Origin of the sequence: Roseinatronobacter ekhonensis, assembly GCF_900499075.1 — a bacterium.
Taxonomy (GTDB): domain Bacteria; phylum Pseudomonadota; class Alphaproteobacteria; order Rhodobacterales; family Rhodobacteraceae; genus Roseinatronobacter; species Roseinatronobacter ekhonensis.
The window spans coordinates 1-25227 of sequence record NZ_UIHC01000025.1 but is presented as its reverse complement, the minus strand read 5'-3'; the positions used below and the strand labels follow the sequence as shown (position 1 = coordinate 25227).

Below are 25227 nucleotides of genomic sequence, written 5' to 3'. Positions count from 1 at the left end.
GGGATAACATGAGCACAGCCCTGCAAGACATCACCGCCCAACTGGACGCGCGCATGTCCGACGTGGTGGTCGGCCATGTGATCGCGTTTGGCGAGTTGACCGTCACGACCACGCTGGCGCATTTGCCGGCCTTGGTGCGTTGGTTACAGACTGACGAGGCGATGCGGTTTTCCACGTTGGTTGATATTACCGCCGTGGATTATCCGGGCCGTGCCGACCGGTTCGAGGTCGTGTATCACTTCCTGTCGATGTATCGGAACCACCGAATCCGCGTGAAGCTGATGGCGGGCGAGGATGACATCGTCCCGTCTATCACCGGGATTCACCCGTCGGCCAACTGGTTCGAGCGCGAAGTGTTCGACATGTTCGGCATCCTCTTTTCGGGCCACCCCGATCTGCGCCGCCTGCTGACCGATTACGGGTTTCGCGGCCATCCGCTGCGCAAGGATTTCCCGACCACGGGCTATACCGAAGTGCGCTATGACGAGACGTTGAAGCGCGTGGTCTATGAGCCGGTTTCGCTGGTGCAGGAATATCGGCAATTTGATTTCATGTCGCCATGGGAGGGGGCAGACTATGTCCTGCCGGGTGACGAGAAACCCAAGGAGGCTGCAAAATGATGGATGGCTCCTACACACCGAACACGCTGACACAAGAGCAGAGTATCCGCAATTTCAACATTAACTTTGGCCCGCAACACCCTGCCGCGCATGGTGTTTTGCGTTTGGTGCTGGAGCTGGACGGCGAGATTGTCGAGCGCTGCGATCCGCATATCGGCTTGCTGCATCGTGGCACCGAAAAGCTAATGGAATCGCGGACTTACCTGCAAAACCTGCCCTATTTCGACCGGCTGGATTATGTGGCGCCGATGAATCAGGAGCACGCGTGGTGCCTGGCCATCGAACGGCTGACCGGGGTCGAGGTGCCGCGCCGCGCGCAGTTGATTCGGGTGCTGTATTCCGAGATCGGGCGCATCCTGTCGCATCTGCTGAACGTGACGACGCAGGCCATGGATGTTGGTGCTCTGACGCCGCCGCTTTGGGGCTTCGAAGAGCGCGAGAAGCTGATGATCTTCTATGAGCGGGCCTGCGGCGCGCGTCTGCACGCGGCCTATTTCCGGCCCGGCGGTGTGCATCAGGATCTGCCGCCCGCTTTGATTGACGACATCGAAGCTTGGGCGCATGAATTCCCCAAGGTGTTGGACGATATCGACGGGCTGCTGACCGAAAACCGCATTTTCAAACAGCGCAACGCCGATATCGGGATCATATCCGAGCAGGAAATTCTCGATTGGGGCTATTCCGGCGTCATGGTGCGCGGGTCCGGGCTGGCTTGGGATCTGCGCCGCGCGCAACCCTATGAATGCTATGACGAATTCGACTTCAAAATCCCGGTTGGCAAGAATGGCGATTGCTACGATCGCTACCTGTGCCGGATGCAGGAAATGCGCGAGTCGGTGTCGATCATGCTGCAAGCGATTGAGAAACTGCGCGCGCCCGAGGGGCAGGGCGATGTTCTGGCGCGCGGCAAGATTACGCCGCCCGACCGGGCCGAGATGAAGACCTCGATGGAAGCGCTGATCCACCATTTCAAGCTGTATACCGAAGGGTTCCATGTGCCTGCGGGCGAGGTTTACGCTGCCGTGGAAGCGCCCAAAGGCGAGTTCGGTGTGTATCTGGTCGCCGATGGCACCAACAAGCCCTACCGCGCCAAGCTGCGCGCGCCGGGCTATCTGCACCTTCAAAGCATGGACCACGTCGCCCGTGGCCACCAACTGGCCGACGTGGCTGCCATTATCGGCACCATGGATGTCGTGTTCGGAGAGATTGACCGCTAATGCTACGCCGACTGCACCCAGAACAGCCCGACAGCTTTGCGTTTACCCCCGCCAATCAGGCATGGGCCGACGCTCAGGTTGCCAAATACCCCGAAGGTCGTCAGGCCAGCGCGATCATCCCGCTGTTGTGGCGCGCGCAGGAGCAGCATGGCTGGTTGACCCGCGCGGCGATCGAACATGTCGCGGCAATGCTGGACATGGCCTATATCCGCGCGTTGGAAGTGGCGACATTCTACTTCATGTTCCAGTTGCAACCCGTTGGCAGCGTTGCACATTTTCAGATCTGCGGCACTACGCCCTGCATGCTGTGCGGGTCCGAGGAACTGGTCAAGGTCTGTCGCGAAAAGATCGCCAAGCAGCCGCATAAACTGTCCGACGATGGCAAGTTTTCGTGGGAAGAGGTTGAGTGCCTTGGTGCCTGCTCGAACGCGCCTATGGCGCAGATCGGCAAGGATTATTACGAGGATCTGGACGCTGAGAGCTTCGCCAAGCTGATCGACGACATGGCGGCAGGCAAAGTGCCCACGCCCGGCTCGCAGAAAGGGCGGTTCGCCTCGGAACCCTTGGGCGGCGCGACCACGCTGACAGACTACACGGGCGAGTCGGCGAACGGGTCGGTGGCATTGGCCGCGGGACTTGGTGATACGCTGAAACGGATTGACGGCACAGAGGTTCCGCTCGTCGCGCCGTGGCGCGATCACCCGCGTGCAGACGGCCAGCCAATGGGTGGCGGGGATGTTGCCGAACTGGTGAAACCGGCGGACAAGCCATCCAAGAAGTCCAAAGATACCCCGAAAGCCAAGGATGCGCCGAGCGATAAGTCGCCTCAGACCAAGACAGAGGCACCCAAGGCCAAAAAGTCCAAGAGTGCGACGCCCGAACCAGCGAAGGCTGTGCCCGTAGACGCTCCGACAGAGGCTGGCGAGCAAAAGCCCGAAATGCTGACGCAAGCGCGCGGCACACCGGATGATCTGAAAAAGATCAAGGGTGTCGGCCCGAAGCTGGAAGGCACGCTGAACGAACTTGGTGTCTGGCATTTCTGGCAGATCGCAAGCTGGACGGCGGCGGAAATCGCGTGGGTCGATACAAGGCTGAAGTTCAAGGGCCGGATCGAGCGTGATGGCTGGATCGACCAGGCCAAAACCCTCGCCGAAGGTGGCGAGACCGAATTCTCAAGCCGCTCCTGACCGGGGCGCAAAGGATGGTGGGAATGACAAAGCCCAGCGAACAGGACATGGCACTTGCCCGACAGGCCCGGCTTGCCGGCGCGGTCATGGCCGTTGCGATTGTTGCTTGGGTGGGATTGCAATTCCTTGGCAGTCAGCTTGGGTGGCAGGCGCGCTACGCGTTCCTGGTCGATTTCGCCGCCCTTGCCGCCTTTGCCTGGGGATTGATCGTGACTTTTCGCATCTGGCGGCTGAAAGGCCGCTGAACGCGCAAACAAGGATACGCATATGCTGGACGACAAGGACCGCATCTTTACCAACCTTTACGGCATGCATGACCGCTCGCTGAAAGGTGCGCAGGCGCGTGGCCATTGGGATGGCACCAAAAAGCTGCTGGAAAAGGGCCGCGACTGGATCGTGGACGAGATGAAGCAATCGGGCCTGCGCGGGCGCGGCGGAGCGGGCTTTCCCACCGGTCTGAAATGGTCATTCATGCCCAAGGAAAGCGACGGTCGGCCCGCCTATCTGGTTGTGAACGCAGACGAATCCGAGCCGGGCACCTGCAAGGACCGCGAGATCATGCGCCACGATCCGCATACGCTGATCGAGGGATGCCTGATCGCGTCTTTCGCGATGCGGGCGCATGCCTGCTACATCTATATTCGCGGCGAGTACATTCGTGAAAAAGAGGCGCTGCAAAACGCCATAGATGAAGCTTACGCCGCCGGTCTGGTCGGCCCGAATGCCTGCGGATCGGGCTATGATTTCGACATCTACCTGCATCACGGGGCAGGCGCCTATATCTGCGGAGAGGAAACGGCACTTCTGGAAAGCCTTGAAGGCAAGAAGGGGATGCCGCGCATGAAACCGCCATTCCCGGCGGGGGCGGGGCTGTATGGTTGCCCGACCACGGTGAACAACGTGGAATCCATTGCCGTTGTGCCCACCATTCTGCGGCGTGGCGCGTCATGGTTTTCGGGCTTCGGGCGGCCCAACAATGCGGGCACCAAGATTTTCGCCATATCCGGCCATGTGAATCGCCCTTGCGTTGTGGAAGAGGCGATGTCGATCAGCTTTGAAGAACTGATCGAGACCCATTGCGGCGGCGTGCGCGGCGGGATGGATAACCTGCTGGCGGTAATCCCCGGCGGGTCATCCGTGCCCTGCGTGCGCGGCGAGAACATGCAAGGCGCGATCATGGATTTCGACTATCTGCAAAAGGATTTGCGGTCGGGTCTTGGCACCGCCGCGGTCATCGTGATGGATAAATCCACCGATATCGTGCAGGCGATCTGGCGCTTGGCCAAATTCTACAAGCACGAAAGCTGCGGCCAGTGCACGCCCTGCCGCGAAGGCACCGGCTGGATGATGCGCGTCATGGACCGGCTTGTGCGCGGAGAGGCCGAGATCGAGGAAATCGATATGCTCTGGGATGTCTCCAAGCAGGTCGAGGGGCATACGATCTGCGCGCTTGGCGACGCGGCGGCATGGCCGATCCAAGGCCTGATCCGCAATTTCCGCGACGAGATCGAAGACCGTATTCGGGCGCAAAAAGCCGGGCGCAGCCCGCGCGTGGCGGCGGAGTGATGTGATGCTGTTTCGGCGCAACATAGGGGCACTGGCAATGGCGGGCGCGCTTGTCGCAAGCGCCCCTGCTGCCGCGATGACCCAGTCAGAGGTAAACGAGCTGCTGCGCGGTGCGCCAGAAGTGTATAACGGTCTGTTTACAGCCGCCCTTGTCAAGCATATCGCGGATTCCTGCCCTGATAGCATCGACCCGCCGGGCAGGCTGGCGCGTGTGGCCTATTTCCTCGGACTGTATAGCAAGGCGCGCGCGCTTGGCCCAAGCCGCAGCCAGATCGAAGCTTTTGTCGAGGATGACGCCGAGCAGGTACGTATGCGCCAGCTGGTCTACACCTACCTGCGGTCCGCCGATGTGGACCCTTTGAACGAACAGGCCGTCTGTGCCTATGCAAGCAGCCAGATCGCCGAAGGCACGTCCTTGGGCAGCCGGCTGCGGGAGAAGTGAGTTATGTCTGACCTTCGCAAGATCATCATCGACGGGCAGGAAGTGGAAGTTCCGCAGACCATGACGCTGATTCAGGCGTGCGAGATGGTCGGGATCGAGATTCCGCGTTTCTGCTACCATGAGCGCCTCTCGATTGCCGGCAATTGCCGCATGTGTCTGGTCGAAGTGCAGCCCGGACCGCCGAAACCGGCGGCAAGCTGCGCGATGCAGGTCAAGGACATGCGCTCATTCCCCGATGGCAGCCCGCCGCAGGTCAAGACCAACACGCCGATGGTCAAAAAGGCCCGCGAAGGGGTGATGGAGTTTCTGCTCATCAACCACCCGCTGGATTGCCCGATTTGCGATCAGGGCGGCGAGTGTGACCTGCAGGATCAGGCCATGGCGTATGGCGTCGATTTCTCGCGCTTCCGCGAACCCAAGCGCGCGACCGAGGATTTGCACCTTGGCCCGCTGGTCGAAACCCACATGACGCGCTGCATTTCCTGCACGCGCTGCGTGCGGTTTACGACCGAGGTTGCGGGCGTGCAGGTCATGGGCCAGACGGGGCGTGGCGAGGATGCAGAGATCACCACCTACTTGGGCGCATTGATCGAATCCGAGATGGTCGGCAACATTGTGGACCTGTGCCCGGTGGGGGCGCTGGTCTCAAAGCCCTATGCGTTTACCGCACGCCCGTGGGAACTGACCAAGACCGAAACCATCGACGTGATGGATGCCTTGGGCTCCAACATCCGCGTGGATACCAAGGGCCGCGAAGTGATGCGCATCCTGCCGCGCAACCATGACGGCATTAACGAGGAATGGCTGTCGGACCGCTCGCGCTATGTCTGGGACGGATTGAAGCGCCAACGGCTTGACCGCCCCTATATCCGTGAAAACGGCAAGTTGCGCGCGGCGACGTGGCCAGAGGCCTTGTCGGCTGCTGCTGCGGCGATGCAGGGCAAGAAGGTCACGGGCCTTGTGGGCGATCTGGCCTCGACAGAGGCGGCCTATGCGCTGAAATCGCTGGTCGAGGGGCTTGGCGGGACAACCGAATGCCGCACCGACGGCGCGAAGCTGCCTGCGGGAAATCGCTCTGCCTATGTCGGCACCGCGACCATCGAAGACGTGGACCGCGCGCAGAAAATCCTGCTGATCGGCACCAACCCGCGCGCCGAAGCGCCGGTGCTCAACTCGCGCATCCGCAAGGCTTGGCTGCACGGCGCAGATGTCACGCTGGTGGGTGAAGCGGTCGATCTGACCTATGATTATGAGCATATGGGCACCGACCGTGCGGCGTTGGCGCATGTGCTGGATCTGGATATGTCCGATCTGGCCGACAAGGAATGCGTCGTGATCGTCGGCCAAGGCGCGCTGCGCGATGGTGACGGCGACGCTGTGCTGGCCACCGCGCAGGCGATTGCCGAGAAATCCGGCGCGAAACTGCTGGTTCTGCACAGTGCCGCAGGGCGTGTGGGGGCGATGGATATCGGCTGCACGACCGAGGGCGGGATGCCGGCTGCGACCGAAGGGGCAGAGGTGATCTACAACCTTGGCGCCGACGAGGTCGACATCGCGCCGGGCGCGTTTGTGATCTACCAGGGCAGCCACGGCGACCGTGGCGCGCACCGCGCCGACATCATCCTGCCCGGTGCGGCCTATACCGAAGAAGCCGGGCTGTTCGTGAATACCGAAGGCCGTCCGCAGCTTGCATTGCGGGCCGGTTTCGGTCCGGGAGAGGCCAAGGAAAACTGGGCTATCCTGCGCGCGCTGTCGGCGGAATTGGGCGCGACCTTGCCGTTCGACAGTCTGGCTGCCCTGCGCAACAAGTTGACTGCCGAATTCCCGCATCTGGGCGATATTGACGAGGTGCCGGAAAACGACTGGCAGGCGCTGCCACAAGGCAAGCTGGCACAAGTGGCGTTCAAACCCGCAATCACGGATCATTACCTGACCAACCCGGTGGCGCGGGCTTCCAGCCTGATGGCGGAACTGTCCGCGATGGCCAAAGCGCGGGCCGAAACCGCAATGGCGGCAGAGTAGACACGATGATCGCACGCACCCTTCCTGTCAAAGCCTTGACGCTCGCCGCTTGCGGCGGGCTGATGGGCTGTGTCGCGGGGCAGGGCGCGCGCGGCACGCTCGACCCGCCCGCGCGCACACAATATCTGGGCGTGGACACGCGGTTGCTAGAGGGCGATCTGGTCAGTTTTGTCGTGCAGCTTGCTGGCGAGGGTGGTCAGTCCGAGGCCATTGCCTATACCCGCTGCGCCGCGGCCCAATACGCATTGATCCGCGGGTACAGTTTTGCGCGCCATGTCCGCACCAACGCGGGCCTAAAGGGTGGCATTTGGGAAGCGGATGGGGTTTACACCATCTCGCCAGACTTGCCACGCGGCACAAGAACAATAGACGCGGAAGTGGTCGTGGATGACTGCAAGACGCAGGGCATTCCAACCGTTTGAGGAATAGAGGGACGCATGGCTGAATTTCTGGAAACCGGGCTGGGCATCGCCACGCTGATCGCCGCGCAATCGCTGCTGGTGGTAGGCTTTGTTATGATAAGCCTTGTCTTTCTGGTCTACGCCGACCGCAAGGTCTGGGCCGCGGTCCAGATGCGGCGCGGTCCCAACGTTGTTGGGCCTTGGGGGCTGTTGCAGACCTTTGCCGACGCAATCAAATTCGTCGTCAAGGAAGTGGTCATTCCCGCCGGTGTGGACCGTCCCGTGTATTTCCTCGCGCCCTTGGCCAGCTTTGTTCTGGCCGTTCTGGCTTGGGCGGTGATCCCGTTCAATGACGGCTGGGTCTTGGCCGATATCAACGTGGCAATCCTGTTCGTGATGGCGATTGCGTCTTTGGAAGTTTACGGCGTCATCATGGGCGGCTGGGCGTCGAACTCGAAATACGCGTTCCTTGGCTCGCTGCGATCCGCCGCGCAGATGATTTCTTACGAAGTCTCGCTGGGTCTGATCGTGATCGGGGTCATCATCTCGACCGGTTCGATGAGCTTTGGCGCCATCGTGGGCGCACAAGACACGGGCTATGGCCTGTTGGGCTGGTATTGGCTGCCGCATCTGCCCATGGTGGTGCTGTTCTTTGTCAGCGCGCTTGCCGAAACCAACCGCCCGCCGTTTGACCTGCCCGAGGCGGAATCCGAACTGGTCGCGGGTTTCATGGTCGAATACGGCTCCACGCCATATCTGTTGTTCATGGCGGGCGAATATATCGCCATATTTCTGATGTGCGCGCTGATGAGCCTGATGTTCTTCGGCGGCTGGCTTTCGCCGATTCCGGGCCTGCCTGACGGGTTCCACTGGATGTTCATCAAGATGGCCTTCTTCTTCTTCATGTTCGCCATGGTGAAGGCCATTGTTCCGCGCTACCGCTACGACCAGCTTATGCGGATTGGCTGGAAAGTGTTCCTGCCCTTCTCGCTGTTCTGGGTGGTTCTGGTGGCGTTTCTGGCAAAATTCGAAGTGGCCGGCGGCTTTTGGGCCCGCTGGGCGATAGGGGGTTAACCATGGGGTTTGACTGGACACGCGCGGCGAAATACGCGCTGATGACCGACTTCATCAAAGGGTTTGGCTTGGGGATGCGTTACTTCGTGGCCCCCAAACCAACCCTGAACTATCCGCATGAAAAGGGGCCGCTGTCGCCCCGTTTCCGGGGCGAGCATGCGCTGCGCCGCTACCCGAATGGCGAGGAACGCTGCATCGCCTGCAAACTGTGCGAGGCGGTTTGTCCCGCGCAAGCCATCACAATTGATGCCGAACCGCGCGAGGACGGGTCGCGCCGTACTACGCGCTACGACATCGACATGACCAAGTGCATCTATTGCGGGTTCTGCCAAGAGGCCTGCCCGGTCGATGCCATCGTCGAAGGCCCGAATTTCGAATTCGCGACCGAAACCCGCGAAGAACTATTTTACGACAAGGCCAAATTGCTGGAAAACGGCGACCGCTGGGAAGCCGAGATCGCGCGCAATCTGGAAGTTGACGCGCCATATCGCTAAGGCCTTCGGGCAATGAATAAAGGACGCCGAGGGACATGGGCATAGCCGATATCACATTCTACGCATTCGCGGTCACGCTGCTGGGCGCGGGCTTTCTGGTCACGATCTCGCGCAACATGGTGCATTCGGTGCTGTGGCTGATCCTGTGCTTCCTGTCGGCGGCAGGGCTGTTTGTCCTGCTGGGGGCCGAGTTTATGGCGATGTTGCTGATCATCGTCTATGTCGGCGCGGTCGCGGTGTTGTTCCTGTTCGTGGTAATGATGCTCGACATCGACTTTGCCTCACTGCGCGGGGAAATGGCGCGATACTTCCCGATTGCCGCCATCATTGGCGTGGTTTTGCTGTTGCAGATGGGCATGCTGTACAGTGCATGGTCCACCAGCGAAATGGCAGAAGGGCTGCGTCAAGCGCCCACGCCCGACGTTGCGGAAGTCCACAACACCAAGGCGCTGGGGATGATCATCTATGACCAGTATTTCCTGCTGTTCCAGGTTTCCGGCCTGATCCTGCTGGTTGCGATGGTCGGCGCCATCGTGCTGACCCTGCGCCACCGCAAGGACGTGAAGCGCCAGAACGTCATCGCGCAGATGCACCGTGATCCGGCCAAGGCGATGGAATTGAAAGATGTCAAACCGGGGCAGGGGCTGGGCTAAGACCCGCCTGCCACCGAAACGCAAGAGCCGCAAAGGCCGCGCACCAGAATAACACGAGGGACGACAATGGTAGGACTAGAACATTACCTGACGGTGGCGGCGGCGCTATTCGTCATCGGGATTTTCGGCATATTCCTGAACCGCAAGAACATCATCGTCATCCTGATGTCGATTGAACTGATGCTGTTGTCGGTGAACATCAACCTTGTCGCGTTTTCGAGCTTCCTGAACGACCTGGTCGGGCAGGTGTTTACCATGTTCGTGCTGACCGTGGCGGCGGCAGAGGCCGCGATTGGCCTTGCGATCCTTGTGTGCTTCTTCCGCAACCGTGGCACGATCGACGTCGAAGACGTCAACGTGATGAAAGGCTGATCCGATGGCGACGATAGTTCTACTTGCGCCCTTGGTCGGCGCGATCATCGCCGGGCTGTTCTGGCGTGTGACGGGTGAAAAACCCGCACAGATCATTGCGACCGCGCTGCTGTTCTTGTCCGCGATCCTGTCTTGGGTCATCTTTCTGTCGCATGATGGCGAGGTCACGCGCGTCACGCTGATGCGCTGGATCGACAGCGGCACGCTGGTCGGTGACTGGGCGATCCGGCTGGACCGCCTGACAGCGGTCATGCTGATCGTGATTACCACGGTCTCGGCTCTCGTGCACCTCTATAGCTTCGGCTACATGGCGCATGACAGCCATTTCAACGATGACGAAAGCTACCGCCCGCGCTTTTTCGCCTATCTGTCGCTCTTTACCTTCGCCATGCTTATGCTGGTGACGGGCGATAACCTTGTGCAACTCTTCTTCGGCTGGGAAGGCGTCGGGCTGGCGTCTTACCTGCTGATCGGCTTTTACTTCCGCAAGCAAAGCGCGGGCGCTGCCGCGATGAAGGCGTTTATCGTTAACCGTGTGGGCGATATGGGCTTGATCATCGCACTGATGATCACCTTCTATCTGGTCGATTCCATCGCCTATGACGACGTTTTCGCCGCCGCGCCCATGCTGGCCGAAACCACGGTCAGCTTTTTGTGGACGGAATGGAACGCCGCAAACCTGATCGCGTTCTTGCTGTTCGTGGGGGCCATGGGCAAATCGGCGCAGTTGTTGCTACACACATGGTTGCCCGACGCGATGGAAGGCCCGACGCCGGTGTCGGCGCTGATCCACGCCGCGACCATGGTCACGGCGGGTGTGTTCCTTGTTGCGCGCTTCTCGCCGCTGATGGAATACACGCCGCAGGTCACGACCTTCATCGTGCTGGTCGGTGCGCTGACCGCGTTTTTCGCCGCAACGGTGGGCCTTGTGCAAAACGACATCAAGCGCGTGATCGCCTATTCGACCTGTTCGCAGCTTGGCTATATGTTCGTCGCGGCGGGCATCGGCGTCTATTCGGTCGCCATGTTCCACCTGCTGACGCATGCCTTCTTCAAGGCCATGCTGTTTCTTGGGGCGGGATCGGTCATTCATGGCATGCACCATGAACAGGACATGCGGAACTACGGCGGGCTTCGCAAGAAACTGCCCATGACCTATTACGCCATGCTGATAGGGACGCTGGCGATTACCGGTGTGGGCATTCCGCTGACGACCATTGGCCTCGCCGGGTTCGTCTCGAAAGATGCGATCATCGAAAGCGCCTTTGCGGCGGGCACGACCTATGCCTTCTGGATTCTTGTAATCGCGGCGCTGATGACCAGTTTCTATAGCTGGCGGCTGATGTTCATGACCTTCTTTGGCACTCCGCGCGGCGACAAGCACACGCATGAACACGCGCATGAAAGCCCCTTGGTCATGCTGGTGCCGCTTGCGGTGCTCGCCGTTGGTGCTGTGCTGTCGGGCATGGTTTTCTACGGGCCGTTCTTTGGGTCCACCGAGGCCGTGCGCGAATATTTCGGCGCGTCCATCTTTCTGCTGCCGGAAAACGACCTGATCCATGACGCGCATTATGTGCCGAAATGGGTGAAGGCCGCGCCCTTTGTCGCCATGCTGCTGGGCCTTGGGCTGGCGTGGTTGTTCTACCTGCGCAATACCGAATTGCCCAAGCGGCTGGCTGAAACCTTCCCCGGTGCCTACCAGTTCCTGCTGAACAAGTGGTATTTTGACGAGATTTATGACGCTGTGTTTGTCCGCCCCGCAAAGGCCATCGGCACATTCCTGTGGAAGAAGGGCGACGGCGGCACGATTGACGGCGGCATCAACGGGCTGGCGATGGGGATTATCCCAATGCTGACCCGTCTGGCGGGCCGCGCGCAGTCGGGCTTTGTCTATCACTACGCCTTTGCCATGGTGCTGGGCATTGTCGCCATCGTGAGCTTTGTCACGCTGGGCGGAGGGGCAAACTGATGCTGAACCTGCTTTCCATCATCACCTTCACGCCTGCGGTGGCGGCACTGATCCTTGCTGTGTTCCTGCGCGGAGAGGATGAGGCCGCACAAAACAACGCCAAATGGGTGGCTTTTGTTGCTACGCTTGCGACCTTTGCGGCATCCTTGATCCTGCTCTTCGGATTTGACACGGCTGATACGGGCTTTCAGTTCGTGGAAGAACACGAATGGATATTGGGCCTGACCTATAAGATGGGGGTCGACGGCATTTCGGTTCTGTTCGTCATGCTGACCACCTTCCTGATGCCGATCACGATTGCCGCCTGCTGGAACGTGACGCACCGGGTCAAGGAATACATGATCGCCTTCTTGCTGTTGGAAACGCTGATGATCGGCGTGTTCACGGCGCTCGACCTGGTGCTGTTCTACCTGTTCTTCGAGGCGGGCCTGATCCCGATGTTCCTGATCATAGGCATCTGGGGCGGGAAGGAACGCATCTACGCGGCGTTCAAGTTCTTCCTGTACACCTTCCTTGGTTCGGTGCTGATGCTGGTCGCCATGATCGCGATGTATGTCGACGCGGGCACGACCGACATCCCGACTTTGCTGCAACACCAGTTCAGCACGGAAAGCTTCAGCCTGATGGGCTGGCAGGTCATCGGCGGCATGCAGTCGCTGCTATGGCTGGCCTTCTTCGCGTCATTTGCCGTGAAAATGCCGATGTGGCCGGTGCATACATGGTTGCCGGATGCCCACGTTCAGGCACCGACGGCAGGTTCTGTTGTTCTGGCGGCTGTGCTCTTGAAAATGGGTGGCTACGGCTTTTTGCGCTTCAGCTTGCCCATGTTCCCGGTGGCCAGCGACATCTTCGCGCCGCTGGTGCTGTGGCTGTCGGCGATCGCCATCGTCTATACCAGCCTTGTGGCACTTATGCAGACCGACATGAAAAAGCTGATCGCCTATTCGTCGGTGGCGCATATGGGCTTTGTGACCATGGGTATCTTCGCAGCCAACAAGCAGGGTGTTGATGGTGCGATTTTCCAGATGATCAGCCACGGCTTCATTTCCGGTGCGCTGTTTCTGGGTGTGGGCGTCATCTATGATCGCATGCATACCCGAGAGATTGACGCCTATGGCGGACTGGTCAACCGCATGCCGGTTTATGCCGCCGTGTTCCTGCTGTTCACCATGGCCAATGTCGGCCTGCCCGGCACCAGCGGGTTCGTGGGCGAATTCCTGACCTTCATGGGTGTGTTTCAGGTCAACACATGGGTTGCGGTCGTGTCCGCGACCGGCGTGATCCTGTCGGCGGCTTACGCGCTTTGGCTCTATCGCCGCGTGGTGATGGGGGAACTCATCAAGGCCAGCCTGAAGGGCATCACCGATATGGACCGTCGAGAGAAGGCGATGATGGCCCCCTTGGTCGCGGCCACGCTGATCCTTGGGGTCTATCCCGCCTTTATCACCGATATCATCGGTCCATCGGTCAGCGCGCTGGTTGATGGACATGCGTTGGCGTTGCAGGCCCATGAGGCCGCGTCCCAACTGGCACAGAACTGAAAGGGCCCGTCATGATCGGAGCAGATCTTACCACGGCGCTACCAGAAATCGTCCTTGCGCTGTTTGCCATGGCCATGCTGATGGTGGGCGTCTATGGCGGCAAGGACAAGCTGGCGGAGCCCATTCTTTACGCCACCGCCGCGCTTATGGTGATGCTGGCACTGTATTCCGGCACTCAATCGCTAGAGGCCCAGACGGCATTCAACGGCATGTATCTGAAAGACGGGTTCGCACAATTCGCCAAGATGCTGATCCTTGTGTCTGCCGCCGTGGTGCTGGTGATGGGCAAGTCTGTCATGGCCGAGGGCGGGTTGCTGAAATTCGAATACCCGATCCTGATCGCCCTATCGGTCGTGGGTATGATGCTCATGGTCTCCGCAGGCGACCTGATCGCGCTTTATATGGGGTTGGAGCTGCAATCGCTTGCGCTTTATGTCGTGGCCACCATGAACCGCGACTCGACCCGGTCGACGGAAGCGGGCCTGAAATACTTCATCCTTGGCGCGCTGGCCTCTGGCCTGCTGCTTTATGGCGCGTCGCTGACCTACGGGTATGCAGGCACGACCGTGTTTGCGGGCATCCTGAGCACCATCTCGGATGATGGCATGTCGGTGGGCCTGATGATGGGTCTGGCGTTTATGTTGGCCGGTCTTGCCTTCAAAGTGTCGGCCGTGCCGTTCCACATGTGGACGCCGGATGTCTATGAAGGCGCGCCCACCCCTGTGACCGCATTCTTTGCCACGGCGCCCAAAGTCGCCGCCATGGCGCTGATCGCGCGGCTGGTGCATGACGCCTTCGGCACCGTGCCGGGTGACTGGTCGCAGATCGTGGCCTTTCTGGCGGCGGCGTCCATGTTCGTCGGTGCGATTGCCGCCATCGGGCAGCGCGACATCAAGCGGCTGATGGCCTATTCCTCGATCAGCCATATGGGCTTTGCGCTGGTCGGGTTGGCGGCTGGCACCGCGCAGGGCGTACAAGGCATGCTGGTCTATATGGCGATTTACGTCACCATGAATATCGGTGTCTTTGCCTTCATCCTGACCATGCGGCGCGATGGCAAGCCGGTGACTGACATTTCAGAGATGAACCAACTGTCCAAAGCCGAACCGTTGCGCGCATTGGCATTGCTGGTGCTGATGTTCAGCCTTGCCGGTGTGCCGCCCTTGGTCGGGTTCTTCGGCAAGTTCTACGTTCTGTGGGCGGCGGTCGATGCGGGCCTGACATGGTTGGCCGTTGTCGGCGTGATCGCGTCTGTCATCGGGGCATTCTACTATCTGCGCATCGTCTACTACATGTATTTCGGCGCAGAGTCGGAACCGCTCGACACGGTGCGCGCGCCGGTTCAGGGCACCCTGTTGGTTGCTTGTGCCATGATTATGGTGGTCGGTGTCATCAACCTGTTCGGTATTGACGGGATGGCCGCACTGGCGGCGGATGCCCTTGTCCGCTAACTGGCCGGATGGGGTCGGGCGCAGCGTTCTGCCTCAGGTCGACAGCACAAATGCAGAGGCCGCGCGCCGTGCGACCCAATTTGCAGGGCCGGAATGGATACTCACCCTGCGCCAGACCGCAGGGCGGGGGCGCAGGGGCCGCGCGTGGCATGACCCGGCGGGCAATTTTGCCGCAAGCTACCTGTTCCGCCCCGAAATGCCGCCGGCCGAGGCCGCGCTTTATTCCTTCGTGACTGCGCTTGCGTTGCAAGAGGCATTGACCGCCGCGACAGGCCGCGCCGATAGTTTCGCGCTGAAATGGCCCAATGATGTGCTGTTGCATGGCGCAAAGCTGGCGGGGATCTTGCTGGAAAGCGCGGGGCCATATCTGACCATCGGGATCGGGGTTAACCTTGTGGGCCACCCCGACGCGGATGCAGGCGCGCTGCGTCCGGTCAGCCTGTTGGGGGAAACCGGCTTGCGGGTCGTCCCCGAAGAGTTCCTTGACCTGCTCGCCCCCGCCTTTGCCCGGTGGCAGACGCAATTCACGACCTACGGCTTTGCACCCATTCGCAGCGCATGGCTGGCCCTTGCCGCGCGGTTGGGCGAAACGATCACGGCGCGCACCGTGACCGATACCCACGAAGGCACGTTCGAGGGGATAAACGAAAGCGGCGCGCTTATCCTGCGCGGCCCCCGTGGCGCGCGTGCAATTCCCGCCGCCGATGTGTTTTTCTAAGGACCGGCCATGCTTTTGACAATTGACTGCGGCAACACCAACACTGTGTTTTCCCTTTGGGACGGTGAGACGATTGTGCAGACATGGCGCACTTCGACCGACCATCGGCGCACGGCCGACCAGTACTATGTCTGGCTGTCGACACTGATGCAGGTGCGCAAAATCTCGGCGGATGTGCGCAATGTGGTGATTTCCTCCACCGTGCCGCGCGTGGTGTTCAACCTGCGGGTTCTGTGCGACCGCTATTTCGACTGCCGCCCGCTGGTGGTGGGCAAGCCCGAATGCCGTTTGCCGGTACCCCCGCGCGTGGAAGAGGGCGTGCGCCCCGGCCCCGACCGACTGGCCAATGCGGCGGGCGCGTTTCAGCGCCACGGCGGCGATGTTGTCGTGGTCGATTTCGGCACCGCCACGAATTTCGACGTGGTGGCGTCGGACGGTGCATATGTCGGCGGCGTGATCGCGCCGGGGGTTAACCTAAGCTTGGAAGCGCTGCACCAAGGGGCTGCCGCCCTGCCTCATGTCGACATTTCCCGTCCGGAGCGTGTGATCGGGACGAATACGGTCGCTTGCATCCAGTCCGGTGTGTTCTGGGGCTATACAGGGCTGATCGAAGGGATTACCCAGCGGATAAAGGCCGAATACGGTCGCCCCATGAAAGTGATTGGCACAGGCGGATTGGCGGCGCTCTTTGCGCAGGCCGGCGACCTGTTTGACGAAATCGAGGATGACCTGACGATGTATGGCCTTCGGGTAATCCATGACTACAACCTGGCCATAGCCCAATAGGAGCAGGCATGAGCAAAGAACGGTTAATCTATATCCCCCTTGGGGGCGCAGGCGAGGTGGGCATGAATGCCTATCTGTATGGCTACGGGCCCAAGGGGCGCGAGCGGTTCATTCTGGTCGATCTGGGAATCACCTTCCCGGATATGGGCGGACAGCCCGGTGTTGATGTGATCATGCCCGATCTGACATGGCTGGAAGAACGCCGCGACCGGCTGGACGCGATCTTTATCACCCATGCGCATGAAGATCACATCGGGGCCGTGGGCCAGATGTGGGACAAGCTGCAAGCGCCGGTCTACGCGCGCGATTTCACCGCCCGCATTGCACGGCTGAAAATGCAGGATCAGGGGCAGGACATTGCCCATGTTCAGACCGTCGGCAAGATGGAAGAGATCAAGGCCGGACCCTTCCGTGTGCAGTTCTTCCCCGTTGCGCATTCGCTGCCTGAAGCGTCGGGCATGATCATCGACACGCCCGCGGGCCGTCTGGTCCATTCGGGTGATTTCAAGGCCGATACCAGCCCCGGCGTGGGCGAGCCGCATGACCCTGCGATGCTCGCCGAGATCGGGCGGTCGAGTGTCAAGGCGATGATGTGCGACAGCACGAATGTGATGAACAAACACCCCGGCCGGTCCGAGGCGACGCTGTCCGAACCGATTGCCGACCTGATGCGCAATGCCCCCGGCATGGTCGTTGCGACGACATTCGCGTCCAACGTGGCGCGGCTGAAAACGCTGGCTGTGGCCGCAACAGAAGCCGGACGCTCGGTCTGCCTGATGGGCCGCGCGATGCTGCGGATGACGCAGGTGGCCACGGAATCGGGTATCCTGAAGGATTTCCCGCCAACCGTCAGCCCGGAGCAGGCAAAAGACATCCCGCGAGAAAATCTGTTATTGATCGTGACGGGTAGCCAGGGCGAGCGGCGTGCGGCCAGCGCGCAACTGGCGCGCGGCACCTATATGGGTCTGAACATGCGCGAAGGGGATACGTTCCTCTTTTCCAGCATGACAATTCCCGGAAACGAGCGCGAGGTTGGCCGTATTGTCAACGGACTGTCGGAAATGGGCGTCGATGTGATCGACAATGCTGAACGGCTCTATCACGTCTCTGGCCACGCCAACCGCCCCGATCTGGAAGCGATGCAGGATCTGATCCAACCCGCGATCCTTGTGCCGATGCATGGCGAACACCGCATGATGCGCGAACACGCGAAACTGGCGATCACGCGGGGCATGCGCTCTCTGGTGGTGGCGAACGGGTCGGTGCTGGACCTGACAGACGACGTGCCCGCATTGGTCGACGAAGTGCCGACCGGCCGCATCTATCTGGACGGAAGCCGCATGATCGGCGCGATGGATGGGATCATCCGCGACCGTATCCGCATGGCAATTGGCGGGCATGTGTTCGTGACGGTCATCATGGATGAGGCCGACGAGGTGCTGGGCGACCCCTGGGCCGAGATCGCGGGCCTGCGCCCGATGGCCAAGGGCGGCCAGCCCATGAACGAGGTGATCGAGGACGAGTTGTCCGACTTTCTGAACCGCGCCAGCAGCAAGGTTCTGGCCGATGACGACAAGATCAACGATGGTATGCGCCGCGTTGTGCGTCAGGTGGTGATGGAAGAGCTGGGCAAGAAGCCCGAGGTGACAATCGTCGTCAGCCGCTTGAGCGCCGAGTAGCGCCGACCTTGCGGAGGGCTTGCGCCCACGCCTTTTGTTCAGGGGGCTGCCGCCCCCAATTCGGCCCGTTGGGGCCGAATTTCCCCCGCGAGTATTTGTCGCAAGATGAAGCTATCGCCAAAAGGTCGTGCGACTTGCCAGCAGCCCTTGCAGCTTGGCCAGCGCGCGCAGGGTTGGCGGCTGTGTCGGGCTTTTTGCCGAAGCGAGGCGTTCCAACGCGAGTTCGGGCCCACAGGGCAGGCGCGTGATCGGGTCAAGATAGCGCGGATAGGCGATGAGCACGGCATGGGCGAGGGCGTTCAGATCGGGCCGCGCCTGGCGGCGGTCGGGGATGGACCCCAGATCCTGTGTCAGCCCCCAGCCCGCGTAAAACGGCGCGCCCAGGCAGGTGACAGGGATGCCACGCAAAAGCGCCTCGAACCCGAGCGTCGAGGTGATGGTCCAGACCTCTTGCACCTGGTCCAGCAGCCATGCGGTATCTGTCGCAGGCAGCACCATGTCGGCGGCGCGTGTGTCGTGCAATGCGCCGGGGCGCAGGCCTGCTTCGATATCGGGGTGAGGTTTGTAGAGGATCACGGCCTGCGGGTTTTGCCTGCGGACTTCGTCAAGCAATTGCGCATTGGTCTGGACCGTATCCGCGCCAAGCCGGATGGAAGCGTCATCCTCGACCTGGCCTGGCACGAGGATACGGTGGCCTTGCGGCAGGACAGGGCGGACGCCCGCAAGGTTGTATTTTGTTGTGCCTTGGGCACAGAGCTTTGCGACCAATCGCGCAGCCCTGTCGGCGCCCCCCGGTGGGAGCGGAGACGCAATCAGCTTTTCCAGCCGTGATGGGCCGGTGGGGTCGTAGTAAATGCCGACATCGTCGCGCACCAAAGAGATTGGCGGCGTCAGCGCCGCGCCAAGCCCGCGTGAGCGCAGGATGCCGTCTTCGATCCTGATATCGTCCGGGCCTGTGCCCCAGACCATGCTGCGCCGGTTGCCGGGGGCTTTGCGAAAGCGCAGCTTTTGCCAGCGCCCGAAAAACGCTTGCAGATGCGGGCGTTTCCACAGCCGCATGTTCAGCGCGTCATAGCCCGCGTGATCCTCTCGCCACGCGCGGGCAAGCGGTTCCAGATGGTCGAGAAGGTCGGGCAGGTCGCACAGACGGTCGCGGCAGGGGTCATACCATTTGGGATACAGCAGCATTGCCCCCGCGAATAACTGTGCAGGGGTCAGGCGGCGTGAGCGGCGTGGGTGAGGTATCTGGTCATGGGTCAGCCCCCAGCCCGCGTAGAAGGGCAGGCCCCAGACATGGGGGCGGTGCCTTGCGAGGATCGCCTCGAACCCCAGTTGTGAGCTGACGGTATAAACCGCAATCGCACCCTCCAGCAGGTCCCATGGCGAGCAGGGCGCATCGTGCAGCGTGATCCGGTCGGCGGCGGCATCCGCGCTGGTGAAATGGCCATGGCGCAACCCTTGGGCCGTTTCGGGATGGGTGCGGATGATGATGCGCGCGGTCGGGTGGTCTAGCTGCGCCTGCACCAGCATGTCGTGGAAGATATGCGGCGAAAGCTGACCGTGCAATCCGCCATGGGTCAGCGACGCATCCCCGTGCACCTGGTCCACCACCAGCACATATCCGGGTGCAGGGGCGGGCGTGTCGGGGGTGACTGCCGAATACTTGCTAAGATGGGCCGCGCGCAAACGGGCCATGCAGAGGCGCGCGCGTTCCAGCACGGCGTGGTCATCCAGCGGGTGGGTGGCCAGCAGGGTTTCCAGATCGCTGGGCTGCGACGGGTCGTAATAGATGCCGGATTCGTCAATCAAAAGGCCGAGCGTGGCTTCCCCTTGCCTGCCCGGAAAGAGCGAGCGCAGGAAGGCATCCTCTACCCTGAGAAGCCGCGCGCCGCGTTTGTTGGCCAGCTTTTCGGCGCGCGCGGCACGCGGCGCGTGGCCCCATGCCGCGATTGTATCGCCTTTGCCCGGCAACCCGATGCCGACAGGATACCCTGCCAAGCGCATGATGCGCCGGATACGGCGTGCCTGCGCGCCCGGACCCAGGAACCCGCCGGATACGGCATGAACCCGAGGGCGGCGCATATGACGGATCAGTCCGTGGTGCTGCGCGTCAGCGTGCGGATCGACCCGGCAGCGGTCAGTGTGCCCGTGAGAGCCGAGATCTGGCGCGCCCAGAGCACCGAGCTGGCCTCTGTCACGAAGATCGTATCGCCATCGCGTATCTTGAAATCCCGCGCGTTGAACATGCCGGTTGGCGCGGTCAGGTCCAGCACATAGACGAAACGCGCATCGGTCACGAATTGCCCGAAGCCCAAGATTTCCGTTGCGATTTCGGGGCGTTCATCGCGAAAGATGAAGACGCCCTTTGGGTCTGCGCGCAATGGGTCAAGGCCGCCGACAGAGGCCAGCGCCTCTATCGCGGAAATCTGCTGCGTGTCGAATGTAACGCGGTCTGTCGTCCCCGTTGCCCCCAACACCGAGAAGCTGCGCTGGTCTTGCTTGACCAGAACCCGGTCGCCGCCGCGCATCGCAATGTCCAGCGACGGGTCAGAGAAGATGTCTTCAAGCCATGCGCTGTCCTGACGGGTGCCGCGCGTGACCAGAACCTGTGCGGTTTCCAGTGGAATGCTGATACCACCCGCCGAGGCTATGATAGATGACAGCCGGTTCGAGGCACGGGTGATCGGATAAACCCCTTGCGCGGTTACGCCGCCGGTGACCGATACGGTTGACCCGTCGCCCTGCGTGCGTGCCACCAGAACCTGTGGGTCCGGCGTTTGTTCATCCAGCGAGCGTGTCAGCAAGCGGCGCAATGCGTCGGGCGATTGCCCCGCCGCACGGATGCGCCCTGCATAGGGCACAAAGATGAACCCCGCGTCATCGACCTGCAAGGTTTCGATAATCGCGTTATTCGTGGCTTCCGGGGCCAGCAAACCTTCGGGAACGTTTTCAAACACGTTGAGCGTGATGACATCGCCGGGGCGGATCGTGTCGCCCCCGAGCAGCGCGCCCTTGCGCAGCGCATGGCTGAAGCCGAGCGTTTCTGTCCGGTTCGCGATATGGCTGACACGCTTGGTTACGGCGATGATATGCGCGTCGCCATTGCGCATGACCGACCCGTCATAGATTTGATTGGCGGTCGGACCGTCAGCCGAAATGTCACATGCTGCAACCGCAACACACGCCAATAGGGCCACGGCGTGGCCACATTTATTCAAGATAGCAAACACTGCTCGGGCTCCTGTAAAAGGACTTGCCTCTGATTATTGCGAAAACCATACATGCATGCGCGCTTTTCGCCAAGGGATGAAATGGGTTAGCGGTTATGGGACCATGCGCAACTGTTGCCGGGGTGCCGCGTCGCCCAAGCGCAACGCGGTATATGGGTCATGCGCGGCAAGCATCATATCCACCACATGTCGCATAAGCTGACGGCGACCCCGCAAAGAGTAGTAGCCGCCGGGCACCTGAGAGGTTTCCAGCAAAAAATGGCGGTAGCGGCGGTAGGCGCGGGCATCTGGCCGTGTGGGCGCGCTGAAAAACTGCTCCAGCGGTTGGGTCGAGACGAATTCCGGCTTCTCGAACACCGCGCGCCCAAACGCTTTGAGCGGCATGCCACGCCAAAGCACCTGTTGCGCGGCTGTGGAATTCACCGTCACTGCAGAGCGCGCGTGGTTCAACAGCAGCGCAAGCTTGCCGCCACGTACGAAATGCACGCGCCCTTGCAGCCCATACGCGGCGGTCAGTTTGCGAATGATCCCCCGCAGCGGCATGCGCCCGTCTTCAAGTGGGTGCGCTTTTATTACCAGGTGATGGTGGCGCGGGGCGCCGCGCGCGAAGCCCTCGAACACCGTCTCCAGAAACTGCGCCTGACTGTCGAACGGGCCATGCGCGCGGAAGCTGCTATCATGGGCCAGTTGCAACAGCACCAGATGATACGGAAACCCGCCATTGCGGATGCGCCATGACGCGATACGCCGCTCCAGAGAGGTCAGAGGCATGGCCCAAAGCCGTTTGAGATACAGTCTGAATTCCTGACCCACGGACAGGTCGCGGTGGGGCCGAAAATTGCGATACTGCCCGTTCAGCGCCATGACGCAGAAATGATAGATCGCCCCGTAGAAGATATGATGGCGCATATCGCCCCAATGCGCGGGCGGATCGGGCAATTCCAGATCGCATTTCTCCAGCGCGCGGCGCATGTCATCAAGGCTCATATCCATTAGTTCGGAATTGCCGTTGGTGCCGTTGCGCTCATAGGTGACCCAATAGGGCCGCAGATAGCCTTCCTCGAAGACATGCACGGTGATGCCGCGTGCCTTTGCAAGCGCGATGGCCTGAGCATGCACCGGTCGCACGTCACCATAAACCGCAAGATCGGTTATGGCGTGGCGCTGGAACAGGTCAGCGCAACACCCCGCCCAGTCCTCTTGCGTGCCGGTGTAGGGAATGTAGCTGTCGCGATCACCCCAGAACAGCGCGTCGCCGCGATTGAATCCCACGCGCCATACATCCGCCCCCGCCGCCCGCAGCATACGGGCCAGCCGGTTGAAAAACGGTCCATGCGGCCCCTGCAAAAACAGGAAGCGCCGCGAAGCGGTCGTTACTGACATGGCGGTTTCGCCTGATTATATCCCTAATCGCAAGAATAGGGCTGCTATTTTTCTATAGCGTAAACGAAAAAGCGGCCAACGTCATTAAAAACGCGCAGGCAGGGCCGGTGTGTTGCTTGCAATGCCACAGGCGCTAAGATTACCTGCGGGCGCAAAAGGGGAAAAGCAATGTTCACAGGCATCATAACCGATATCGGCCGCGTCAGGTCCGTTGTCCAAGAAGGCGATCTGCGCGCCCGGCTAGAGACCGGATATGACACGTCGCGCATAGAGATCGGCGCGTCCATCGCGTCGGACGGCGTGTGCCTGACCGTGGTAGCGCTGGGGCCGGATTGGTATGACGTGCAGGTATCGGCAGAAACGGTGGCCAAGACCAATCTTGGAACATGGGAGCCGGGGAAACGCGTGAACCTGGAACGTGCGCTGAAAGTGGGCGATGAATTGGGCGGGCATATCGTGTCGGGCCATGTTGATGGGCTGGCCGAAGTGACCGGGCTGCACGACGAGGGCGGTAGCACCCGCATCCGGTTTCGCGCCCCAGACGCGCTGGCAGGGTTCATTGCGCCGAAAGGGTCGGTCGCGCTGAACGGCACCTCGCTGACCGTGAACGAGGTCGAGGGCGCTGAATTCGGGATCAACCTCATTCCTCATACCAAGCAAGCCACAACATGGGCCGACACCAAGCTGGGCGATATGATCAATCTGGAAATCGACACTCTTGCCCGCTATGTCGCCCGCCTGCAGGAGTGGGGCGCGCGGTGATCTGGCGCTGGGTGATAGACGGCGCGCCAGCTTGCGCCTAAACTCCCCCCATGAGTGACGACTGGGACAACATAGACGACCGCCGCGCCGCAGAGGCGTTGATTGTCGATGTCGACGGCTTCGAAGGGCCGCTCGACCTGCTGCTGACCCTGTCGCGGAGCCAGAAGGTCGATCTGCGCCGTGTTTCCGTGCTGCAACTGTCCGAGCAGTATCTGAATTTCATCGAACAGGCCCGTAGCCTGCGCATCGAACTGGCCGCCGATTACTTGGTCATGGCCGCGTGGCTGGCCTATCTCAAATCGCGGCTTCTGTTGCCTCCCGATCCGGCAGAGGACGGGCCAAGCGGCGAGGATCTGGCCGCGCATCTGGCATGGCAGTTGGAGCGGCTGCAAGCGATGCGCGATGTGGCCGCCCGGCTGATGGGGCGTGATCAGAAAGGGCGCGATTTTTTCGTCCGAGGCCAGCCAGAGGCGGTCGCAATCACCCGCAAGACGGAAACACAGGCCAGTTTGTTGGACCTGATGCGCGCGTACGCGCGGCTGCGCACCCGCGACGAGTTTCGCCCCTACGCGTTTAACCGCAGCGACATATATGCCCTTGAAGCGGCGTTGGAGCGTCTGGCCCGGCTGCTGCCTGTGTCACAGGATTGGGCCAGTTTGCAGCAGTTTTTGCCCGAAGGCTGGGGCAAGGCGGGGCAACGCCGGCGGTCTGCGCTGGCCTCGACCTTTGCGGCATCGCTGGAACTGGCAAAGCAGGGCAAGGTAGAGATGCGTCAAGCCGATGCGTTCGCGCCAGTGCAACTGCGCGGACGGGAAACGCCATGATGGACGCGCCGGACCCGTCAGCCTTTGCCGCGCCGCCCATGGCAGAGCAGGAACGGATGGTGGAGGCGATTCTTTTTGCCTGCGACCATCCCCTCAGTGCCGCCGATATTTCCGCCCGCCTGCCGCAAGGCTGCGATACCGCCGAAGCGCTGGCGCAACTGCGGCGCCGCTATACGGGGCGCGGCGTGGTGCTGATGCGGATGGGCGACGCCTACGCGCTGCGCACCGCGCCAGATCTGGGCTGGCTTATGCAGGCCGAGCGCGTAGAGAATCGTAAACTCTCGCGCGCTGCGATCGAAACGCTGGCGATCATTGCCTATCACCAACCCGCCACCCGCACAGAGATTGAAGAAATCCGCGGTGTCGCAGTGTCGCGTGGCACGCTCGACCAGCTTCTGGAACTGGGCTGGGTGCGCCTGGGGCGCCGACGCATGACACCGGGGCGGCCCGTGACGTTTGTCGTGACCCAAGATTTCCTCGACCATTTCGGGCTGGAATCAGCGCGCGACCTGCCGGGACTGCAGGAATTGCGTGCCGCGGGGTTGCTCGATAACCGGCCCATGCCGGGGCAAGCGGATCAAGCCGCCGAAGACGACGAAGCGCTGGATGGTCCCGTGCGTGGCCAGTCAGAGCTGTTCGAGGACTAGGTCAGTCCCGGCCAATCCATGGCTGACCTAGAGTCAATCAGACTTTTTGTCATTTTTCTGTCTTTTCCTGTTGCGTGTATTGTTTGGATTGCCTAGATAGCGCTTCACCGGCGGCGGGGACGTTGCTGGTTGGCTGGGACGGTTCGAGATTGGGCTGTTTTGGTTATCATGGTGGGAGATGAGGTTGCA

Annotated in this window: 24 protein-coding genes; 21 read left to right on the top strand and 3 right to left on the bottom strand. The window is 61.2% G+C overall.

The features are described 5' to 3' along the window. The first annotated feature begins 8 nt into the window (after positions 1 to 8). The 18 genes from ROE7235_RS12065 (at position 9) to ROE7235_RS11980 (ending at position 18192) form a co-directional block, all read left to right on the top strand. Positions 9 to 620, top strand: coding sequence for an NADH-quinone oxidoreductase subunit C (locus tag ROE7235_RS12065; RefSeq protein WP_121095782.1), 612 nt, complete (start codon positions 9 to 11; stop codon positions 618 to 620). Then, complete coding sequence (locus ROE7235_RS12060) at positions 617 to 1837, top strand: NADH-quinone oxidoreductase subunit D (protein ID WP_121095781.1); 1221 nt, start codon at positions 617 to 619, stop codon at positions 1835 to 1837. The genes ROE7235_RS12065 and ROE7235_RS12060 overlap by 4 nt, the downstream gene beginning before the upstream one ends. After that, positions 1837 to 3024 (top strand): NADH-quinone oxidoreductase subunit E, encoded by a 1188-nt coding sequence (locus ROE7235_RS12055; protein ID WP_121095780.1) that lies wholly within the window; start codon positions 1837 to 1839, stop codon positions 3022 to 3024. Before ROE7235_RS12060 ends, ROE7235_RS12055 begins: the two co-directional genes overlap by 1 nt. 23 nt (positions 3025 to 3047) lie before the next feature. Beyond that, on the top strand, positions 3048 to 3269 hold the full coding sequence (locus tag ROE7235_RS12050; protein WP_245963952.1) for a DUF5337 domain-containing protein: 222 nt from the start codon (positions 3048 to 3050) through the stop codon (positions 3267 to 3269). 22 nt (positions 3270 to 3291) lie between these two features. After that, a complete protein-coding gene (nuoF, locus tag ROE7235_RS12045; protein WP_121095778.1) occupies positions 3292 to 4590 on the top strand; it encodes an NADH-quinone oxidoreductase subunit NuoF in 1299 nt (432 codons plus the stop codon). Between the two features lie 4 nt (positions 4591 to 4594). Further along, positions 4595 to 5032 carry a DUF5333 family protein gene (locus tag ROE7235_RS12040; RefSeq protein WP_147434207.1) on the top strand — a complete coding sequence of 146 codons (438 nt, stop codon included), beginning with the start codon at positions 4595 to 4597 and terminating at the stop codon, positions 5030 to 5032. A 3-nt stretch (positions 5033 to 5035) separates the two neighbouring features. Beyond that, positions 5036 to 7054, top strand: a complete 2019-nt coding sequence (gene nuoG / locus ROE7235_RS12035; protein ID WP_121095776.1) for an NADH-quinone oxidoreductase subunit NuoG — start codon at positions 5036 to 5038, stop codon at positions 7052 to 7054. A gap of 5 nt (positions 7055 to 7059) precedes the next feature. Next, entirely contained in the window at positions 7060 to 7476 is a 417-nt protein-coding gene (locus ROE7235_RS12030; protein WP_370743693.1) for a YNQ4 family lipoprotein, read from the top strand. Positions 7477 to 7491: 15 nt separating this feature from the next. Next, the gene (gene nuoH / locus ROE7235_RS12025; RefSeq protein ID WP_121095775.1) at positions 7492 to 8529 is read left to right on the top strand and encodes an NADH-quinone oxidoreductase subunit NuoH; all 1038 of its coding nucleotides are present in this window, start codon (positions 7492 to 7494) and stop codon (positions 8527 to 8529) included. A gap of 2 nt (positions 8530 to 8531) precedes the next feature. Further along, entirely contained in the window at positions 8532 to 9023 is a 492-nt protein-coding gene (gene nuoI, locus ROE7235_RS12020; RefSeq protein ID WP_121095774.1) for an NADH-quinone oxidoreductase subunit NuoI, read from the top strand. Positions 9024 to 9058: 35 nt separating this feature from the next. Beyond that, positions 9059 to 9676 (top strand): NADH-quinone oxidoreductase subunit J, encoded by a 618-nt coding sequence (locus tag ROE7235_RS12015; protein ID WP_121095773.1) that lies wholly within the window; start codon positions 9059 to 9061, stop codon positions 9674 to 9676. Positions 9677 to 9742: 66 nt separating this feature from the next. Next, the gene (gene nuoK, locus ROE7235_RS12010; protein ID WP_071796935.1) at positions 9743 to 10048 is read left to right on the top strand and encodes an NADH-quinone oxidoreductase subunit NuoK; all 306 of its coding nucleotides are present in this window, start codon (positions 9743 to 9745) and stop codon (positions 10046 to 10048) included. 4 nt (positions 10049 to 10052) lie between these two features. After that, entirely contained in the window at positions 10053 to 12017 is a 1965-nt protein-coding gene (gene nuoL / locus ROE7235_RS12005; protein ID WP_121095772.1) for an NADH-quinone oxidoreductase subunit L, read from the top strand. Continuing rightward, complete coding sequence (locus ROE7235_RS12000; RefSeq protein WP_121095771.1) at positions 12017 to 13558, top strand: NADH-quinone oxidoreductase subunit M; 1542 nt, start codon at positions 12017 to 12019, stop codon at positions 13556 to 13558. The genes nuoL and ROE7235_RS12000 overlap by 1 nt, the downstream gene beginning before the upstream one ends. An 11-nt stretch (positions 13559 to 13569) precedes the next feature. After that, positions 13570 to 15009, top strand: a complete 1440-nt coding sequence (gene nuoN / locus ROE7235_RS11995) for an NADH-quinone oxidoreductase subunit NuoN (protein WP_121095770.1) — start codon at positions 13570 to 13572, stop codon at positions 15007 to 15009. Then, positions 14993 to 15727: a biotin--[acetyl-CoA-carboxylase] ligase gene (locus ROE7235_RS11990; protein WP_121095769.1), complete on the top strand. Its 735-nt coding sequence runs from the start codon at positions 14993 to 14995 to the stop codon at positions 15725 to 15727. The genes nuoN and ROE7235_RS11990 overlap by 17 nt, the downstream gene beginning before the upstream one ends. A gap of 9 nt (positions 15728 to 15736) precedes the next feature. Beyond that, positions 15737 to 16513 (top strand): type III pantothenate kinase, encoded by a 777-nt coding sequence (locus ROE7235_RS11985; RefSeq protein ID WP_121095768.1) that lies wholly within the window; start codon positions 15737 to 15739, stop codon positions 16511 to 16513. Positions 16514 to 16521: 8 nt separating this feature from the next. Further along, positions 16522 to 18192, top strand: coding sequence for a ribonuclease J (locus tag ROE7235_RS11980; protein ID WP_121095767.1), 1671 nt, complete (start codon positions 16522 to 16524; stop codon positions 18190 to 18192). A 111-nt stretch (positions 18193 to 18303) separates the two neighbouring features. Here the strand turns inward: ROE7235_RS11980 and ROE7235_RS11975 are convergent, their stop codons facing one another. The 3 genes from ROE7235_RS11975 to ROE7235_RS11965 all read right to left on the bottom strand — a co-directional run bounded on the left by ROE7235_RS11975 (position 18304) and on the right by ROE7235_RS11965 (position 22805). After that, entirely contained in the window at positions 18304 to 20274 is a 1971-nt protein-coding gene (locus ROE7235_RS11975; RefSeq protein ID WP_245963951.1) for a capsule polysaccharide biogenesis protein, read from the bottom strand. Positions 20275 to 20282: 8 nt separating this feature from the next. Next, a complete protein-coding gene (locus ROE7235_RS11970; RefSeq protein WP_245963950.1) occupies positions 20283 to 21389 on the bottom strand; it encodes a polysaccharide biosynthesis/export family protein in 1107 nt (368 codons plus the stop codon). A 126-nt stretch (positions 21390 to 21515) separates the two neighbouring features. Continuing rightward, positions 21516 to 22805, bottom strand: coding sequence for a capsule polysaccharide biogenesis protein (locus ROE7235_RS11965; RefSeq protein WP_121095765.1), 1290 nt, complete (start codon positions 22803 to 22805; stop codon positions 21516 to 21518). Between the two features lie 168 nt (positions 22806 to 22973). Here ROE7235_RS11965 and ROE7235_RS11960 point away from each other — a divergent pair, with 168 nt between their 5' ends. The 3 genes from ROE7235_RS11960 to scpB are packed head-to-tail and all read left to right on the top strand — an operon-like array spanning position 22974 to position 25038. Next, positions 22974 to 23567 carry a riboflavin synthase gene (locus ROE7235_RS11960; protein WP_121095764.1) on the top strand — a complete coding sequence of 198 codons (594 nt, stop codon included), beginning with the start codon at positions 22974 to 22976 and terminating at the stop codon, positions 23565 to 23567. A 50-nt stretch (positions 23568 to 23617) separates the two neighbouring features. Then, positions 23618 to 24391 carry a segregation and condensation protein A gene (locus ROE7235_RS11955; RefSeq protein WP_121095763.1) on the top strand — a complete coding sequence of 258 codons (774 nt, stop codon included), beginning with the start codon at positions 23618 to 23620 and terminating at the stop codon, positions 24389 to 24391. Further along, positions 24388 to 25038, top strand: a complete 651-nt coding sequence (gene scpB / locus ROE7235_RS11950; protein ID WP_121095762.1) for an SMC-Scp complex subunit ScpB — start codon at positions 24388 to 24390, stop codon at positions 25036 to 25038. The genes ROE7235_RS11955 and scpB overlap by 4 nt, the downstream gene beginning before the upstream one ends. Positions 25039 to 25227: the final 189 nt, after the last annotated feature.